The following is a 15,554-nucleotide window of genomic DNA, read 5'->3' on the forward strand; positions in this document are numbered from 1 at the left end:
CCGCCAGGCCGGGCGGGGCCGCTCCCGTTCATCCTTTCGGGCTAAGGAAGGAATGTTTGTCCTGGGCCGCATTCGGAGGAGCGCTCTGATGGGGGCGCCGCGCCGATCGTCGTGGACGCGGCGCCCGACAGCGAGCGAACGAGGTGTGGGGGAATGGGCTCTGTTGCTCTGGGCGTCTGGCTGATCACCGCTTCCCTGGGGGCCTACCTGTTCACGATCTGGTTGCGCCACGGCGGCCTGCGGCAACGCGAGGCGGGCATCACCCGGCTGCCGGTCTCGCTGATCCTGGGGCACGTCGCGCTGGCCGTGGTCGGCCTGGCGGCCTGGACGGTCTTCCTCTGCGGGGAGTTGGCGGCCTCCGCGTGGGCGGCCTGCGGCGTCGTGCTCGTCGTGGCGTCCCTGGGCCTGATGATGCTCTTCCGCTGGCTGCCCAGCCCGGGGCGCCATTCACACGGCGAGCGGACCGCCGAGCGGAACTTCCCGGTCACGGCGGTCGTCGCGCACGGCGTCTGCGCGGTCGTCACCGTCCTCCTGGTGCTGGCGGTGGCGATCCGCTCGACCTGAGCGCACGGCCCGGCGCACGGAGCCGCCCGTAATGCGAACCCCGTCCTCCGCGTAGATCCTGAAGATGTTGTTCCATCACGCGAGGAGGTCGACATGTCCATGCTCGACAAGATCAAAGGCATGCTCAAGGGTCACGAGGACCAGACGAAGCAGGGTGTCGAGAAGGGCGGCGACTTCGTCGACCGCAAGACGCAGAACAAGTACAGCGGCCAGGTCGACACGGCCCAGGAGAAGATGAACGAGCAGTTCGGCGGCACGCGTCCGCCCACCGACGAGACAGGCCGGTAGCCGGCCCGCACCGTTCGGCGTTCACCGGCCGACCGATCCCGGAGTTCGGCCCGGCGGGACATCGAGAACGCTCCGCCGGGCGTCCGTTCGCCCCACGTCCGGCAGAAGAATCGGCCGCCGTGGCGGCCCCCGGCAGTCCCGGGGCACGATCCGCCCTCATACCTCTGCCATCGTCCGGCTCCTCGTCAGTGCGCCCTCCCGAACAACCGAGGTGTCTCTCCCAGTACGGCGAGTGGCCGCCAGCCCCCGGAAGGCGCGTCCTGTGCATCTCGATCCCATACCCACGCCCCAGCGCGGCCGACTCCTCCGGCGGCACCGGTCACCGACCGCCGCATGGGCGGTGGCCGCGGGCCTGCTCGCGGGCACCGCCGTAGGCGCGGGAGGGAGTCACAGCGCTGTCGCGGCGCCGCAGCCGTACCCGGCCATCGCGTCGGCGGCCGCGAACCAGCGGGCCCAGCAGGTGGCGCGCCTGGTCAACGCGGAACGCGTGAGGCACGGCTGCCGTCGGGTGGCGGTGAACGCGAAGCTCACGGCGGCCGCCCAGGAACATGCCGACGACATGGCCACGCGCGGCTACTACCAGCACGCGACGCCCGACGGAAAGGACCCCGGCTCCCGGCTGACGTCCGCCGGGTACCGGTGGAAGCGGTGGGGCGAGAACATCGGCAAGGGCTCCAGGGACCCGCGGGCGGTCATGGCCGCGTGGATGCGGAGCGGCGCGCACCGTTCCAACATTCTGAACTGCGCGTTCAAGGAGATCGGCGTGGGCGTGAGCATGCGCTCGAACGGCCCATGGTGGACCCAGGACTTCGCCGCCCGCTGACCGTCTCCCCGCCCGTGGAGGGGCTCCGCCCGGCCGCTCCCAACGCGCGGTGACGGTGACCCGTGCATAGCGTGGACAAGCAGCAGCCCATACGAAGGGACGACGCACCATGAGCGACAGCACACCGCGGAACCGGCCCGAGCCCGACCGTTCCGACCTGGGAGGCAAGCAGCCGGCACGCGGCGCCGCGGGGACCCGCGGCCGGACCACCATCGCCGACGGCGTGGTGGAGAAGATCGCCGGAATGGCCGCCCGCGATGTCGGCGGCGTGCACGCGATGGGCACCGGTTTCTCGCGTACCTTCGGCGCCGTGCGCGACCGGGTGCCGGGCGGCGGCAAGTCCGTCACCCGCGGAGTGAAGGCGGAGGTCGGCGAGACGCAGGCCGCCCTCGACCTCGACCTCGTCGTCGAGTACGGCGTGTCCATCGTCGACGTCGCCAACGCGGTGCGCGAGAACGTGGTCGCCGCGGTCGAGCGGATGACCGGGCTCGAGGTCGTCGAGGTCAACATCGCGATCGGCGACGTCAAGCTGCCGGACGAAGAGGACGACGACGAGGACGAGCCGCAGCAGCGGGTCCAGTGAGCCGCGTTCCGACGCGGGAGACGGTGGGCGGGCGATGAGCATGGCGCTGGTCGGACTGGCCGCGGGCATGGCCCTGGCGTTCGCCGGGTACTTCGGCGGGTTCGGTGCGTTCCTGCTCGTGGCGGCGCTGGGCGCCGTCGGCTTCGTGGCGGGGAAGTTCCTGGACGGAGAACTCGACCCCCACGACTTCTTCCGCAGCCGCGACGCCGGCAACGGCCCTCGCGACCGCACCCGGCGCTGAGCCACCGGCCGGCACCGCCCGGTGGTCCGGACCGCAAACGCTCTCAAGCGTGGCCGCGAACCTCACGCACCGTGCACGCGGCCGGGTGCCCGGCCCGGGAACCACCGTCCCTTCCGACCCCCGCAATGTGCTGGTCACATTGCGGGGGTCGCTTGTTGACGCGCTCAACCACTGCCGCGGCGCGGATCGGGGCCGGTAACTGCGAGTTCGCGCCAATACCTGACGTACTCCCGAGTAACGCTCGCTAGAGGTATAGACCAATGATAGGTATGAGGAACGGATCTCACATGTGCGATCACCATGCGTCACTCCCCATGGGAAGGGATCACCCGCTGTGCCCCGTTCCTCCCGCTCCGCCCCGCCCGCACGTCCGCTCTACCAGCGGATCGCCGACAGACTCCAGGCCGAGCTCGACAAGGGCCGCATCGCTCCGGGAGACCGACTGCCCGCCGAACGCCTGCTCGCCGACCGCTTCGGCGTCAACCGGCAGACCGTACGCCAGGCCCTGCAACTCCTGCGCGAGCGCGGCATGGTCACCACCGGACGCAGAGGCACCCGCGCGGCAGCCGTACCCGCGGCGCTGCCACAGCAGGTGATCGACACGGCGGCCGTCCCGCCCGAGGGGTTCGAGAACTCCCTCGGCGTCCTGCGCACCGCGCCCGCACCCGTCGACATCGCCTGCCTGCTCGGCCTCACCCCCGGCACCCCCACCCTCGTCCACCAACGCGTCGAGCCGGTGCCCGGCGACCAGTTGGCCGACGCCACGTCCTACTTCTCACCCATCGCGCTCGCGGAGATCCCCCAACTGGCCGAGCACCGCCGCTCCCCCGAGCCGCACCGCGGCAACCTGCGCGGCCTGTACCAGTGGATGATCGACGCGGATCTGCGCCCCCACCGGCGCGACACCATCGACCTCACCCCGGTCCACGACCCCCGCCCCGCCGCGGCGGACCAGGTGAAGCCGACGATCCGGCGGACCATCGCCGACCAGCACGGCCGCGTCCTGGAGATCACCGACCTCCGGCTGCCGCCCGGTCCGGCCCGGCTCGTGTACGACTTCGCCCTTCCCAGCATCTGACGGCACGCTCCCCGCCCGCCGGCCCGGACGCCCCGCGCGGACCCCGCCCCCGGGCACCGGCCCCCCTCGGATCTCCCCCGATGCGACCCACCGGGTCCCCGAGGATAGGCCGCCGGTCGCCCGGGGACTATGGTCGGACTTCCCAGATCCGCTACGACGAAGGGGCAGTCGACGATGGCGCGGGACGAGGCTGTTATCGGCTGCACGGGGGAACTTCTGATCGCCACCCGAGGATCCGCCGGACCCGGCGAGATCCTGGTGCGCGTCAGAGGCGGAACCGAGACCTTCCTCGCCTGGTCCGAAGAGCCCCTGCCGCGCGGGACGATCGTGCTCGTCATCGAGTCCCGCGGAGCCCGGCAGGTCGGTGTCATCGAGTGGGCAGATCCCCTGGATGCGTTGGGCGGCGTCACCGACGCCACCCCTTGAAGGAGTCGACATGTTCGGTTATCGCGTTCCCGCCCCCGACGAGGCGATGCTGATCTCAGGCGGCAGGCGGGGACTGGAAGGTGCGCCGTTCCGCGTGGTGACCGGCCACGGCAAGTTCGTGCTCCCGGTCTTCCGCAAGACCCGCTTCCTCACGTTGGCGATGTGCGAGGCCGAGGTCGCCGAGACCTGTGTGACCAAGCAGGGCATCGCGCTGACGGTCAAGGCCGTGATCGCCTTCAAGGTGGGCAACGACAAGGAGAGCATCGTCAACGCCGGTCAGCGGTTCCTGTCCGACCAGGACCAGATGTCGGTACTGACCGGCCGGATCTTCGCCGGACACCTGCGGGCCATCATCGGCTCGATGACGGTCGAGGAGATCGTCACCGAACGGCAGAAGCTCGCCACCGAGGTCCTGGAGACCTCCAAGACCGAGATGGCGAAGATCGGCCTGTCCGTCGACTCGCTGCAGATCCAGTCGATCGACGACGGCAACACCGGATACATCGCCGCCATGGCCGCACCGCACAAGGCCGCCATCCAGCGGCAGGCCCAGATCGCCCAGGCCCAGGCCACCCAGGCCTCGGTCGAGGCGGAGCAGGTCGCCGCACGGAACCAGGCCGAGTACGCGCGGCAGACCGCCGTGGTCAAGGCCGAGTACTCGGCCCAGGTGGACCGCGCGCAGGCCGAATCCGCCCAGGCCGGCCCGCTGGCGATGGCCCACGCGCAGAAGGAAGTGCTCATCGCGCAGACCGAACTGGCCCAGCGCCAGGCCGAGCTGCGGCAGCAGCAGCTGCGGGCCGAGATCGTCAAGCCCGCCGAGGCCGAGGCCGAACGGATCAAGGTGCTGGCGATCGCCGAGGCCGAGCGGATGAAGATCCAGGCCGAGGCCGCCGCCTCGTACGACCGGGTGGCACTGGACCGGATGCTGATCGACCAACTGCCGCTCATCGTCAAGGAGGCCGCGGGCGGCCTCGCCGGGGCCAACGTCAACGTCCTCAACGGCGCCGACGGCCTCAGTGAGATCGCGGCGGGACTGGTCGGCCAGGGGCTGACCATCCTGGACTCGGTCCGCAAGAACCTCAGCGGCTCCGCCGAGTACCCCCGTCCCGGCAAGGACGACGCCCTCGTCGAGCTGCAGGGCTACCTCAAGCCGGCCGGAGGCACTGCGGGGTCGGCGACGACGAAGCGCACCGAGAAGGGCACCGGCCAGGACAAGCCGACGGACGGCCCCGTCACGATCGACTAGGCCGTGTCTGACACATACCGGCGTCCGCCCGGAGGGCGGGGCCCAGGGCGTCTGGTGCGTGCGATCGCACGGCGGAGGGTCGCCCCTGTACTGGACGTACCGGGGCGGGCCCGACAACTGGGGGCCCCTCCCAGCGGTAGCTGGGGGAGAGCGCGCGTGCCAGGCGTCCCGGGCCAGGCGGGATGTGTCAGACACGGCCTAGAGCTCTGGCCGGAAGGGTTTGCCCGGTTCGCGGCGTCCGGCGCGGTGCGTCGCACGGCGGAGGATGGTCCTCGTACCGGACGTACTCGGACGACTCCGACAACTGGGGGCACCCCCAGCGGTAGCTGGGGGAGAAGTGCCGCGCCGCGCGTCGCGAACCGGTGAACCTTTCCGGCCAGAGCACCAGCGGCAGCGCGCCCGGACTCCGCCAAGGGACCGGTGAGCAGGGACGATCCCCCGCCCACCGGTCCCTTCGGCGTGTCCGGCCCCCCGCGCGGACCGGGAGTACTACGCCACCAGCGGGAACGGGACGGCGAACGCGGCAGCCGGGGGCCGCGACCGGGAAGAACGACCGAGCGGCCCGCAGCCGCCGCGGACGGGTGACCGCACACGACGCGCCGCACCGGCAAGAAAGGCCCGGCCCATGCTCCGGCCCCCCTCGCACCCGCCCTCCCGTGCGTTCCGCCGCCTCCGGCGCCGGAGGCGGACGCGGACGGCGGTGGTCGTGACCGCCTTGCTCGTCCTGGTGGCGCCCGCGAACGGCGCCGCCGCCGGCCCCCGGTTCGCGGACGCGACTCAGCTGGCGCCCGGCGTGCGGTACGAGACGTTCTCGGCGCCCACCTCGCACGGCACGGCCCACGGCCACCTGCTGACGGTCGAACTGGATGACGTCCACGTCAAGGTCGAACTGCTGCGGCCCGACACCGCCGACGCGGTGACCGGCGCCCGGGCCCCGGTCTCCCAACTGGCGGACGCGCGCGGCGCGATCGCCGCCGTCAACGGCGACTTCTTCAACATCACGGAGGTCGAACACCCCACCGTGCAGCCGACCGGCTCCACCGTGGGTCCGGCCGTCGCGGACGGTCGGCCGCTCAAGGCCGCGGTCCCGGACGGTCAGCGCTTCGGCCCCGCGCTGGCGCCGGGGACGACCGACGAGGACGTGCTGAGCATCGGAACCGACGGCGCGGCCCGCCTGGACCGGTTGCGGCTGCTGGGCAGCGTCACCACACCGGCCGGGACGCAGGAACTGGCGGGCCTCAACCAGTACGCGCTGCCCGTGGACGGCATCGGCGGCTACACCTCCGACTGGGGCCCCTCCTCCCGCGCCCGCGCCGCCTGCGGCACCGACCACGCGCGCGCCGCCGCCTGCGACACCGACCCGTACGAGGTGACGGTGGACCACGACAGCGTCACCTCGGTCTCGACCACCCTGGGCGAAGGTCTCGTCCCGCCCGGGACGGCCGTCCTGGTGGGACGCGGAGCCGGCGCCGGCGCCCTGCGCGGCCTGCGGCCCGGCGACGCCGTCCACGTCGAGTACCGGCTCCAGGCCACCGGAGACGTCCCGCCGGCCTTCGCGATCGGCGGCTACCCGATCCTGCGCGACGGCGTCCCCCTCGCCGGCCTCGACGACACCGTCGCCGCCACCCGGACCGCCGCCGGATTCGGCCTCCAGGGCCACCGGTTGTACCTGCTGGCCCTGGACGGCGCGACCGAGAGCGGCGCCGGGCTGACCCTCGGTGAACTGGCCCGCCTGCTGCACGACCTCGGAGCCGACGGCGCCGTCAACCTCGACGGAGGCGGCTCGTCGGCCCTCGTCACCCGGCCCGCGGGCGCGGCGCACAACACCGTGCGGAACCATCCGACCGGAGCGGCCGAACGCCCGGTGCCGAACGGGATCGGCGTGCTCTCCTCCGTCTGAGGGGCTACACGCCGGGGTGCCCAGGACCGTGCTGCGGCGGGGGCGGGATCGACCCGAGACCGGGGACGGCTTCCGGCCACACCAGCAGGACGGGGCAGGGCGCGTGGTCGACGACGAAACGGCCATCGCGCCCCAGACTGCGCGGCCCCAACCGGTGCGGATCCCCGTCCCGCGCGCAGATCAGCAGTTCGGCACCCTCGGCCGCCTTGACCACCTCGCGCGCCACGCGCCCGCGGACCCGCAGCCGGGCCGCGGGCCGGCCGAGCCGGTCGGCCGCGGCCTTGAGGAGCTCGGCAGCGGCCGTCTCCGACCGGGCTTCCAGGTAGTCGCCCGGATCCCGCTCGCGGTGCCCCCGCCCCAGCAGACCGGCGAACGCGCCGTGCGCGGCGGCCTCGACGTCATCACCCGTGACATGGAGCAGGGTGAGGTCGGCCCCGTCGGGAACGTGCGAGCGGGCGGCGTCCACCGTCGCCTGCCACGCGCCCTCGGTGATCCAGATGATCGCGGTCACGGGTCGTCAGGCCTCCGGTCGTCTACGGCGCCACCCACCCTGCCACAGCGCTCGCCCGCTCCGTGGGAGTACCGGACCCGTCCGTTGGCCCGGAGGGGCTACAGCGGAGCCGCGCGGCGGCGGGTGCCGGCGTGCGGATGACCGGGACCCGCCCGGGTCCCGGTGCCGCGGCCGGGCTCAGAAACTCCCGTAGTTCACCTGCCAGGTCGGCAGCCCCATCCGCCGCCAGATCGCCACGACACGGTCCCGGTCGTCCAGGCTGACGCGGACGTTGAAGCGGTGGCGGACGTGCGCGTCGAACAGTTCGGCCTTGACGACGTCGTCGCGGCGCTGGTCACCGGCGTGCCGCATCCACAGCTCGTCGCAGGGCACGTCGTGGGCCGCGAGCCAGGCCTCGGTCTGGGCACGGAACTCCTCGCCGCGGCCGGACAGCAGCACGATCCGGTCGCCGCTCGCCTTGCGGAAGGCGACCAGCGCGTCGCGCACCGAGGAGTTCAGGCCGTCCTGCTCGCAGCGGGCGAAGTCGTACGGGTTGCGCTTCTGGTTGACCGCGAGGGTGCCGTCGATGTCGCACATGACCGCGTCCGGCAGCCGCCCGTCCGGGACGTAGGGCAGGACGGACGGGGTGTCGTTCATCCACTCGTCGGTGAGCCGCCAGCCGCCGCGGGTGGCCTTGGCGTGCTTGTCGGCCAGGATGCGGATGATCTCCTCGCCCACCGGGCGCTCGCGCTCCGCGTCGCGGCGCAGGCACTCCTCGAGCGGCACGTCGGTGAAGTCGTGGACGACGAAGACCGCAAGACCCCCGACCGCCGCCTTGAGCCGCTTCGGGATGTGCGGGGTCAGGTGGGTGTTGTCGACGACGACGTCGAAACCGGCGGCGACCGTCTCCCGCACGGCGGCGTCCTGGATGGCCAGCACGGTCTGCTCGTGCTCGTGCGACCACTGCCGGCCGCCGCCGCTGCCGCCGTCCCCGAGCATCACCCGCAGGTCGTCGAGGTTGACGCGCCGGACACGGCCGTCGGAGTCGGCGCACAGCTTGCGGGCGGCGGTGGTCTTCCCGGAGGCGGGCAGACCGGTCATGACATGCACGGTGGGCATCGGGGTTCAGCCTTCTTCGTCGTTCGCGAAAGGGTCGGAGGGGCCGGGCTTGATGGCCCGCCAGAACTGTAGATCGACGTTCAAGCCGTCGAGCAGCTGGAACATCGTGCCGCGCACCCTGCGGTCGCTGATCCGCTGGGCGGCACGGGCGAACGCGGCGCGGTCGTGGGCGAACGGCGCGAGGGCCGCGAACTCCTCCTGGGCACTCGCGGCCAGCGCTTCGGCCTGCGCCACCAAGCCGTCCGCGATGCGGCGCACCCAGGCGTCGAACTCGTCCGGGACCTGTTCGAGCAGCGCGTCGAGCGGTCCGGTGCCTCCCGCCGCGTAGGCGGCCAGTTCCTCGGGCGGGCAGCCGAGCGTCTGCGTCAGCCGCTTGGGGTCGCGGTCGGCGAAGCGCTGGACGCCGAGGCTGCGCCAGATATCCCGTTCGGTGACACCGGTGATGACCTTGTGCAGCCGCACGTAGTCCGCCGTCTTGGCTTTCGTCCGCACCCCGGACGCGAACCGCAGGACGTACCCCTCGGCATCCGTTCCGGTGACCGTCCGGCCGTCGAGCCGGATGTTGTCGGCCGTCAGCGCGAGCAGCCGGGCCAGCTCGGGCGCGGGCCAACTGCGCACGACGGAACCCACCGGCTGCCACTCCCGCGCGGCGTCGGCGAGGACCCGCTCGGTGCCGTCCTGCGCGTAGGCCGCGAGCAGCACGAGGTCGCGGCGTTCGCCGTAGTTCACGACGATGCGGTTCTCCGGGTACAGGATCTCGACGAGGTAGGTGCTCCCCGGGTCGAGCGCGCCGGTGTCGGCGGCACGCAGCCGCCGCGTCGCCCAGGTGGCCTGCTCCGAGGTGAACGAACCCTTGGAGGCGACGTGCCAACGCGCGTCGTAGTGGAAGGCGATACCAAGAGACCCGTCGACCTTGTCGTACACCTCGAACGGCTCGACGGGCAGCGGCGGCGCGTACGGCAGCCCGAGCCCGTGCTCCCCGACGTTGAAGAACTTCTCGAACGGCCACGCCACGATCGCACCGGTCACGTCATCGGCCACCAGACCGCGGCAGCGCGTGGTGACCTCGGTCCAGGCGCGTTCGTACTGGCACGTACGCGTGTAGGTGTAGATCGAGAGCGGCAGCTCGGGGTGCTGCCTGCGCGAGACGTGCCCGGACTCGATGGCCGCGACGAGGTCGGAGGGCTTGACGAGGGTCTCGAGGTCGGTCACGGCTGCTCCTGGTCGGGTCATGGATGTCTGATGCAGCGTGACCGGTAGCGCTGGTTCGCGCGATCGATTTTCGATCACCGACCGGTCACCGACCGATCACCGACCGAATACCGACCGCATGGCGCGGACGGGTAGGATCGCCCGCGCCATGCAGATGAATGCGGAATACACCAGCTTCGTCGCGATCGGCGACTCCTTCACCGAAGGAATGTCGGACGCGCTCCCCGACGGCTCGTACCGCGGATGGGCCGATCTGGTCGCCGCGCGCCTCGCCGCCCGTACCCCCGGCTTCCGGTACGCCAACCTCGCGGTGCGGGGCAAGCTCATCCGGCAGATCGCGGACGAGCAGGTGGACACCGCCGCGTCGATGCGTGCCGACCTCGTCACGCTGGTCGGCGGCCTCAACGACACCCTGCGGCCCAAGTGCGACGTCGACGCCGTCTGCGCGCTGCTGGAGGAGTCCGTCGAGAAGCTGGCGCCCAGCTGCGGGCAGCTCGTCCTGATGCGCAGCCCGATCCGCCGGGGACCGGTCGCGGCCCGTTTCCTGCCGCGCATGGAGCAGCTCTTCGCGTTCCTCGACACGCTCGCGGAGCGGCACGGGGCGATCGTGGTCGACCTGTACGGGTCGGGGGTGCTCGGGGATCCGCAGATGTGGGCGGACGACCGACTGCATCTGAACGCCGAGGGCCACCGCCGGGTCGCCGAGGCGGTCTGGCAGGCGCTGGGCCATGACGCGGAGTCCGACTGGACGGAGCTGCCGGCGCCGGCGGTGCCGCCGGCCTGGATGACCCGACGCAGGACAGATCTGCGCTTCACCCGGGAGCACCTCGTGCCGTGGATCGGCAGGCGGCTGACCGGCCGCTCGTCGGGAGACGGCCTGCCGCCCAAGCGCGGCGACCTGCTCCCCTACGACGACTGACACGAGGGCTGATACGAGGAGTGACCGGTCGCCCGCGGCCGCCGTTCCGGCCGCGGCGCTGGCCTGGGCCGACGCGCACTACACTCTGTGCACGTGACTGCTAAGCCTCGTATCCCGAACGTCCTGGCCGGCCGCTACGCCTCCGCGGAGCTCGCCACCTTGTGGTCCCCCGAGCAGAAGGTGGTGCTGGAGCGCCGCCTGTGGCTCGCCGTCCTGCGGGCGCAGAAGGACCTCGGCATCGAGGTGCCGGAGCAGGCGCTCACCGACTACGAGCGGGTGCTCGAACAGGTCGACCTCGCCTCCATCGCCGAGCGCGAGAAGGTCACCCGGCACGACGTGAAGGCCCGCATCGAGGAGTTCAACGCCCTCGCCGGGCACGAGCAGGTCCACAAGGGCATGACGTCGCGGGACCTGACCGAGAACGTCGAGCAGCTGCAGATCCGCCTGTCGCTGGAGCTCGTGCGCGACCGTACGGTGGCGGTGCTGACCCGGCTGGGGAAGCTCTCGGCCGAGTACGCGGAGCTCGTCATGACGGGCCGTTCGCACAACGTGGCCGCGCAGACGACCACCCTGGGCAAGCGTTTCGCGACGACCGCGGACGAGCTGCTGGTGGCGTTCGAGCGGGTCGAGGACCTGCTGGGCCGCTATCCGCTGCGCGGCATCAAGGGCCCGGTGGGCACCTCGCAGGACATGCTGGACCTGCTGGGCGGCGACGTCGCCAAGCTCGCCGAGCTGGAGGACCGGATCGCCGGTCACCTGGGCTTCTCGCGGGCCTTCACCTCCGTCGGCCAGGTCTACCCGCGCTCGCTGGACTACGACGCGGTGACCGCGCTGGTGCAGCTGGCGGCGGCGCCGTCGTCGCTCGCCAAGACGATCCGGCTGATGGCCGGGCACGAGCTGGTCACCGAGGGCTTCAAGCCCGGCCAGGTCGGCTCGTCGGCGATGCCGCACAAGATGAACACGCGCTCCTGCGAGCGGGTCAACGGCCTCGCGGTGATCCTGCGCGGTTACGCGTCGATGGTCGGCGAGCTGGCCGGCGACCAGTGGAACGAGGGCGACGTGTCCTGCTCGGTGGTGCGCCGGGTCGCGCTGCCGGACGCGTTCTTCGCCTTCGACGGCCTGCTGGAGACGTTCCTGACGGTGCTGGACGAGTTCGGCGCGTTCCCGGCCGTCGTCGCCCGTGAGCTGGACCGCTACCTGCCGTTCCTGGCCACCACGAAGGTGCTGATGGGCGCGGTGCGCGCGGGTGTGGGGCGCGAGATCGCGCACGAGGTCATCAAGGAGCACGCGGTGGCCTCCGCGCTGGCGATGCGGGAGAAGGGCGCCGAGCGCAACGAGCTGCTGGACCGGCTCGCCGAGGACGAGCGGATGCCGCTGGACCGGGCGCAGCTGGACGCGCTGATGGCCGACCGGCTGTCGTTCACGGGCGCGGCTGCCGGGCAGGTCGCGGCCGTCGTGCAGCGGATCGCCGAGGTGGCCGAGCGGCACCCGAAGGCGGCCGCGTACGAGCCCGGAGCGATCCTCTGACGCCGGAGGAACTCGAAGCCGCCCGGGACCGCACCGTCGAGGATGTGGTCGCGGGCGGCCTGCGTGTGCTGTTCTGCGGGATCAATCCGGGGCTGCTGTCCGCGGCGACCGGTCACCACTTCGCCCGGCCGGGCAACCGGTTCTGGCCGGCGCTGCACGCCTCGGGCTTCACGCCGCGGCGGCTGGTGCCCGCCGAGCAGCGCGAGCTGCTCGCGTACGGGCTCGGCATCACCAATGTCGCGGCGCGGGCCACGGCCCGGGCGGACGAGCTGAGCGCCGCGGAGATGGTGGAGGGCGGCCGGATCCTGGACGCGAAGGTGCGGCTGCTGGAGCCGGCGTGGCTGGCGGTGGCCGGGATCACCGCGTACCGGGTGGCCTTCGGCGAGAAGGGCGCCCGGATCGGCCCGCAGGAGCGGACCATCGGCCGGACCCGGATCTGGGCGCTGCCGAATCCCAGTGGCCTCAACGCGCACTGGACGCCCACGACCATGGCGGAGGAGTTCGGGCGGCTGCGGGAGGCCGCCGGCGTCCCGGACGCGACCGCCCGGTAAGGCACTTGGCGGTGCCGCGGTGTTCGGCCGGCGGCGGCGCGCGCGGCGCAGGGTGCAACGGCACTCGCCGGGCGGCCGCTGGCCAGGTACGATCCGCCCACATACACGCGCCGGCTGGGAGGACATACGTTGGGGCGGCTCACCGGCGGGGATCCATCCCTGCTGCGACGGATCAATTCCGCGGTGGTCCTCCATGCGCTGCGCGGGTCCCAGACTCCCACCTTGACCGAGCTGGTGCACAGCACCGGCCTGTCCCGGCCGACCGTCGAGGGCGTCATCGAGGGGCTGACGGAGTCCCGCCTGGTGGTGGAGGTTCCGGCCGAGCCCGGTGACGCCCGCAAACAGGGGCGGCCGGCGCGGCGCTTCCGGTTCCATGCCGAGGCGGGCCACCTGTTGGGCATCGAGATCGGCGCGCACCAGGTGCGCGCGGTGCTGTCCGACCTCAGTGGGCAGCTGCTGGGTTCGCTGGGGCATGACGTGGCGGAGTCGGCGTCCGCGGACGACCGCCTGGAGCGGGTCCGCGGCACCGTCGCCGAGCTGCTGCGCAAGTGCGGGGTGGCCCGCAGCACGCTGTGGGCGGTCGGGGTCGGCAGCCCCGGCATCGTCGAGGCCGACGGCGCGGTGCGGCTGAGCACGGCGCTTCCCGGCTGGACCGGTCTGCCGCTGGGTGAGCGGTTGCAGCGGTCGTTCCGCTGTCCGGTGCTGGTGGAGAACGACGCGAACGTCGCGGCGGTCGCCGAGCACTGGAAGGGCGTCGGCATGGGGACCGACGACATGGTCTTCGTGCTGGCCGGGCTGAGCCCGGGGGCCGGTTCGCTGATCGGCGGCCGGCTGCACCGCGGCTTCGGCGGTGCGGCGGGCGAGATCGGTGCTCTGCACCTGCTGGGTCAGGAAGTGACGCCGGAGCATCTGCTGTCGACGACCGGGACACCGTTGCACCCGCTGGACGAGTCGGCCGTCGCCCGGGTCTTCGCGCTCGCCAAGGGCGGCGACGTGCAGGCCAAGGAGGCCGTGGACCGGTATCTGCGACGGCTGGTGCACGACGTGGCGGCGCTGGTGCTCGCGCTGGACCCCGAGCTGGTCGTGATCGGTGGCTGGGCGGCGGGCCTGGACGGTGTACTGGAGCCGCTCCGCGACCAGCTGGCGCGGTACTGCCTGCGCCCGCCGGAGGTGACGCTGTCGGCGCTGGGCCAGGAGGCCATCGCCACCGGGGCGCTGCGGCTGGCGCTGGACCACGTCGAGGAGCAGTTGTTCGCCGTCGAGCAGACGTCGCTGCCCCGGCGCTGATTGGCCGCCGCCGCGGGGCCTGCCGTAGGACAGCACGAGGCGCCGGAACCCCTGGGGCCCGGCGCTCGCGCTTCAGATGCTGATCAGGACGCCTGACGGCGTTCCTGCTCCTCGTGGTGGGTGACCTCCACGGCGCCGGTGTCGCCGAAGGTGAGCCGGCAGGTGTCCGCGCGGTAGGTGGAGATCGCGACGGCGGCGACCTGGCCGGCCGCGAAGTAGCGCGTGGTGACGACGAGGACCGGGGCGCCGGGCAGCCGGTCGAGCTGCTTGGCGTCCTCGGCGCGGGCCGAGCCCAGTTCCACGGCGCGGTCCTCGCCCTCCAGGTCCAGCCGCTGCAGTTCGCGCAGCACGGCGGGCCCGTGGTTGACCGGGGACAGCAGGTCGGGCAGTCCGGGGACCGAGGCGGCGGGGACGTAGAGCAGTTCGGTGGCGACCGGCTGGCCGTTCATGACGCGCTCGCGCCGGACGGTGTGCACCGGCAGGGCTTCACCGCCGTCGAAGAGGCGGGCGACGGCGGCCGGGGCGAGTGCCTCGACGCAGCCGATCGTGCGCCACGTGTCGTTGCCGATGCCGGGCCAGGCGTTGTCGACCGGTCCGACGGCCACGCCCATACGGGGCGGGGCGACGGTGGTGCCGACGCCGCGGCGGCGCTGCAGCCGCCCTTCCAGCTCGAGCTGCTCCAGGGCCTGGCGGAGGGTGGCCCGGGCGACGCCGAAGCGGGCGGCGAGGTCACGCTCGTTGGGCAGGATCTCGCCCACCGCGAACTCCGAGTCGAGCGCGTCATTGAGCACGGTCTTCAGGTGCCAGTACTTCGGCTCCTGAACCTCCTGCGTCGCCTCGAGCTGCGTGGTCCCCACCCTGTCCTCACAATCGCCGGGCCCTGCGCGGGCCTTGTTCAGCCTTGTTTCGGAACCCCTGTTTATTAAAGGTTCTTGCACTACTAAGGCGACGATAGGGCGGGCTTCCCCCTTGGTCAAGACCAATGCTCGTGCGGGGCTCTGACCAGGGACGTCCTGGACGCATGACGTTCACGCGATGTTGTTGCCGCGCCACGGGCAGGCCACAGGGGAGCGGGCGGGACACCGAGGGTCGCCGCCGGGCGGGAGCGGCGGGGCCGCACGGACCGCGCTCCATGAACGAGAAGGCCCCGACCGAGACGGGGGCGCCCGGTCGGGGCTGCTGGCCGGGCCGGCGATCAACACCGGCCCGTACGCAGTGAACTCACGGTGCCCCATAGGAGTTCCCCGGCTTCCCCGATACGCTTCCTGACGTCAGGTCTATCAACGGTCAGGAGCACCGC

At 72.4% G+C, this 15,554-nt stretch carries 17 protein-coding genes; 13 read left to right on the forward strand and 4 right to left on the reverse strand.

Features of this window, described 5'->3' with window-relative positions:
* Positions 1–153 precede the first annotated feature (153 nt).
* The 9 genes from M2266_RS02985 (at position 154) to M2266_RS03025 (ending at position 7,149) form a co-directional block, all read left to right on the forward strand.
* A complete protein-coding gene (locus M2266_RS02985) occupies positions 154–564 on the forward strand; it encodes a hypothetical protein (RefSeq protein WP_277436680.1) in 411 nt (136 codons plus the stop codon).
* Positions 565–657: 93 nt separating this feature from the next.
* Positions 658–852 carry an antitoxin gene (locus M2266_RS02990; RefSeq protein ID WP_277436681.1) on the forward strand — a complete coding sequence of 65 codons (195 nt, stop codon included), beginning with the start codon at positions 658–660 and terminating at the stop codon, positions 850–852.
* Between the two features lie 262 nt (positions 853–1,114).
* Entirely contained in the window at positions 1,115–1,675 is a 561-nt protein-coding gene (locus M2266_RS02995; protein ID WP_277436682.1) for a CAP domain-containing protein, read from the forward strand.
* A 109-nt stretch (positions 1,676–1,784) separates the two neighbouring features.
* Positions 1,785–2,258 carry an Asp23/Gls24 family envelope stress response protein gene (locus tag M2266_RS03000; RefSeq protein ID WP_277436683.1) on the forward strand — a complete coding sequence of 158 codons (474 nt, stop codon included), beginning with the start codon at positions 1,785–1,787 and terminating at the stop codon, positions 2,256–2,258.
* Positions 2,259–2,292: 34 nt separating this feature from the next.
* Entirely contained in the window at positions 2,293–2,499 is a 207-nt protein-coding gene (locus M2266_RS03005; RefSeq protein ID WP_277436684.1) for a hypothetical protein, read from the forward strand.
* Between the two features lie 334 nt (positions 2,500–2,833).
* Positions 2,834–3,577 (forward strand): GntR family transcriptional regulator, encoded by a 744-nt coding sequence (locus M2266_RS03010; protein ID WP_277436685.1) that lies wholly within the window; start codon positions 2,834–2,836, stop codon positions 3,575–3,577.
* A 174-nt stretch (positions 3,578–3,751) separates the two neighbouring features.
* Entirely contained in the window at positions 3,752–4,003 is a 252-nt protein-coding gene (locus tag M2266_RS03015; protein ID WP_277436686.1) for a hypothetical protein, read from the forward strand.
* A gap of 10 nt (positions 4,004–4,013) precedes the next feature.
* A complete protein-coding gene (locus tag M2266_RS03020) occupies positions 4,014–5,249 on the forward strand; it encodes a flotillin family protein (RefSeq protein ID WP_277436687.1) in 1,236 nt (411 codons plus the stop codon).
* A 706-nt stretch (positions 5,250–5,955) separates the two neighbouring features.
* Entirely contained in the window at positions 5,956–7,149 is a 1,194-nt protein-coding gene (locus M2266_RS03025) for a phosphodiester glycosidase family protein (RefSeq protein ID WP_277436688.1), read from the forward strand.
* A 4-nt stretch (positions 7,150–7,153) separates the two neighbouring features.
* Here the strand turns inward: M2266_RS03025 and M2266_RS03030 are convergent, their stop codons facing one another.
* From M2266_RS03030 to M2266_RS03040, 3 genes are all read right to left on the reverse strand, one after another.
* Positions 7,154–7,660, reverse strand: a complete 507-nt coding sequence (locus tag M2266_RS03030; protein WP_277436689.1) for a universal stress protein — start codon at positions 7,658–7,660, stop codon at positions 7,154–7,156.
* Positions 7,661–7,837: 177 nt separating this feature from the next.
* Complete coding sequence (locus M2266_RS03035) at positions 7,838–8,758, reverse strand: AAA family ATPase (RefSeq protein ID WP_277436690.1); 921 nt, start codon at positions 8,756–8,758, stop codon at positions 7,838–7,840.
* 6 nt (positions 8,759–8,764) lie between these two features.
* Positions 8,765–9,970, reverse strand: a complete 1,206-nt coding sequence (locus M2266_RS03040) for an RNA ligase (protein ID WP_277436691.1) — start codon at positions 9,968–9,970, stop codon at positions 8,765–8,767.
* 148 nt (positions 9,971–10,118) lie between these two features.
* On the opposite strand from M2266_RS03040, the gene M2266_RS03045 reads away from it, so the two are divergent.
* From M2266_RS03045 to M2266_RS03060, 4 genes are all read left to right on the forward strand, one after another.
* Positions 10,119–10,889 carry an SGNH/GDSL hydrolase family protein gene (locus tag M2266_RS03045; protein WP_277436692.1) on the forward strand — a complete coding sequence of 257 codons (771 nt, stop codon included), beginning with the start codon at positions 10,119–10,121 and terminating at the stop codon, positions 10,887–10,889.
* A 93-nt stretch (positions 10,890–10,982) separates the two neighbouring features.
* On the forward strand, positions 10,983–12,416 hold the full coding sequence (gene purB / locus M2266_RS03050; protein ID WP_277436693.1) for an adenylosuccinate lyase: 1,434 nt from the start codon (positions 10,983–10,985) through the stop codon (positions 12,414–12,416).
* A complete protein-coding gene (mug, locus tag M2266_RS03055; protein WP_277441049.1) occupies positions 12,413–12,967 on the forward strand; it encodes a G/U mismatch-specific DNA glycosylase in 555 nt (184 codons plus the stop codon). Before purB ends, mug begins: the two co-directional genes overlap by 4 nt.
* Before the next feature lie 129 nt (positions 12,968–13,096).
* Positions 13,097–14,254: an ROK family protein gene (locus M2266_RS03060; RefSeq protein WP_277436694.1), complete on the forward strand. Its 1,158-nt coding sequence runs from the start codon at positions 13,097–13,099 to the stop codon at positions 14,252–14,254.
* An 83-nt stretch (positions 14,255–14,337) separates the two neighbouring features.
* Here the strand turns inward: M2266_RS03060 and M2266_RS03065 are convergent, their stop codons facing one another.
* Positions 14,338–15,111 (reverse strand): GntR family transcriptional regulator, encoded by a 774-nt coding sequence (locus M2266_RS03065; protein WP_277436695.1) that lies wholly within the window; start codon positions 15,109–15,111, stop codon positions 14,338–14,340.
* Positions 15,112–15,554 lie beyond the last annotated feature (443 nt).

Origin of the sequence: Streptomyces sp. SPB162 (genome assembly GCF_029504575.1) — a bacterium.
GTDB lineage: Bacteria > Actinomycetota > Actinomycetes > Streptomycetales > Streptomycetaceae > Actinacidiphila.

Excerpts from the sequence above, each read along its gene's own strand:
- M2266_RS03035 (WP_277436690.1), bottom strand. The coding sequence starts at position 8,758 with ATGCCCACCGTGCATGTCATGACCGGTCTGCCCGCCTCCGGGAAGACC.
- M2266_RS02990 (WP_277436681.1), top strand. The coding sequence starts at position 658 with ATGTCCATGCTCGACAAGATCAAAGGCATGCTCAAGGGTCACGAGGAC.
- M2266_RS02985 (WP_277436680.1), top strand. The coding sequence starts at position 154 with ATGGGCTCTGTTGCTCTGGGCGTCTGGCTGATCACCGCTTCCCTGGGG.
- M2266_RS03000 (WP_277436683.1), top strand. The coding sequence starts at position 1,785 with ATGAGCGACAGCACACCGCGGAACCGGCCCGAGCCCGACCGTTCCGAC.
- M2266_RS03005 (WP_277436684.1), top strand. The coding sequence starts at position 2,293 with ATGAGCATGGCGCTGGTCGGACTGGCCGCGGGCATGGCCCTGGCGTTC.
- M2266_RS03020 (WP_277436687.1), top strand. The coding sequence starts at position 4,014 with ATGTTCGGTTATCGCGTTCCCGCCCCCGACGAGGCGATGCTGATCTCA.
- M2266_RS03015 (WP_277436686.1), top strand. The coding sequence starts at position 3,752 with ATGGCGCGGGACGAGGCTGTTATCGGCTGCACGGGGGAACTTCTGATC.
- M2266_RS03045 (WP_277436692.1), top strand. The coding sequence starts at position 10,119 with ATGCAGATGAATGCGGAATACACCAGCTTCGTCGCGATCGGCGACTCC.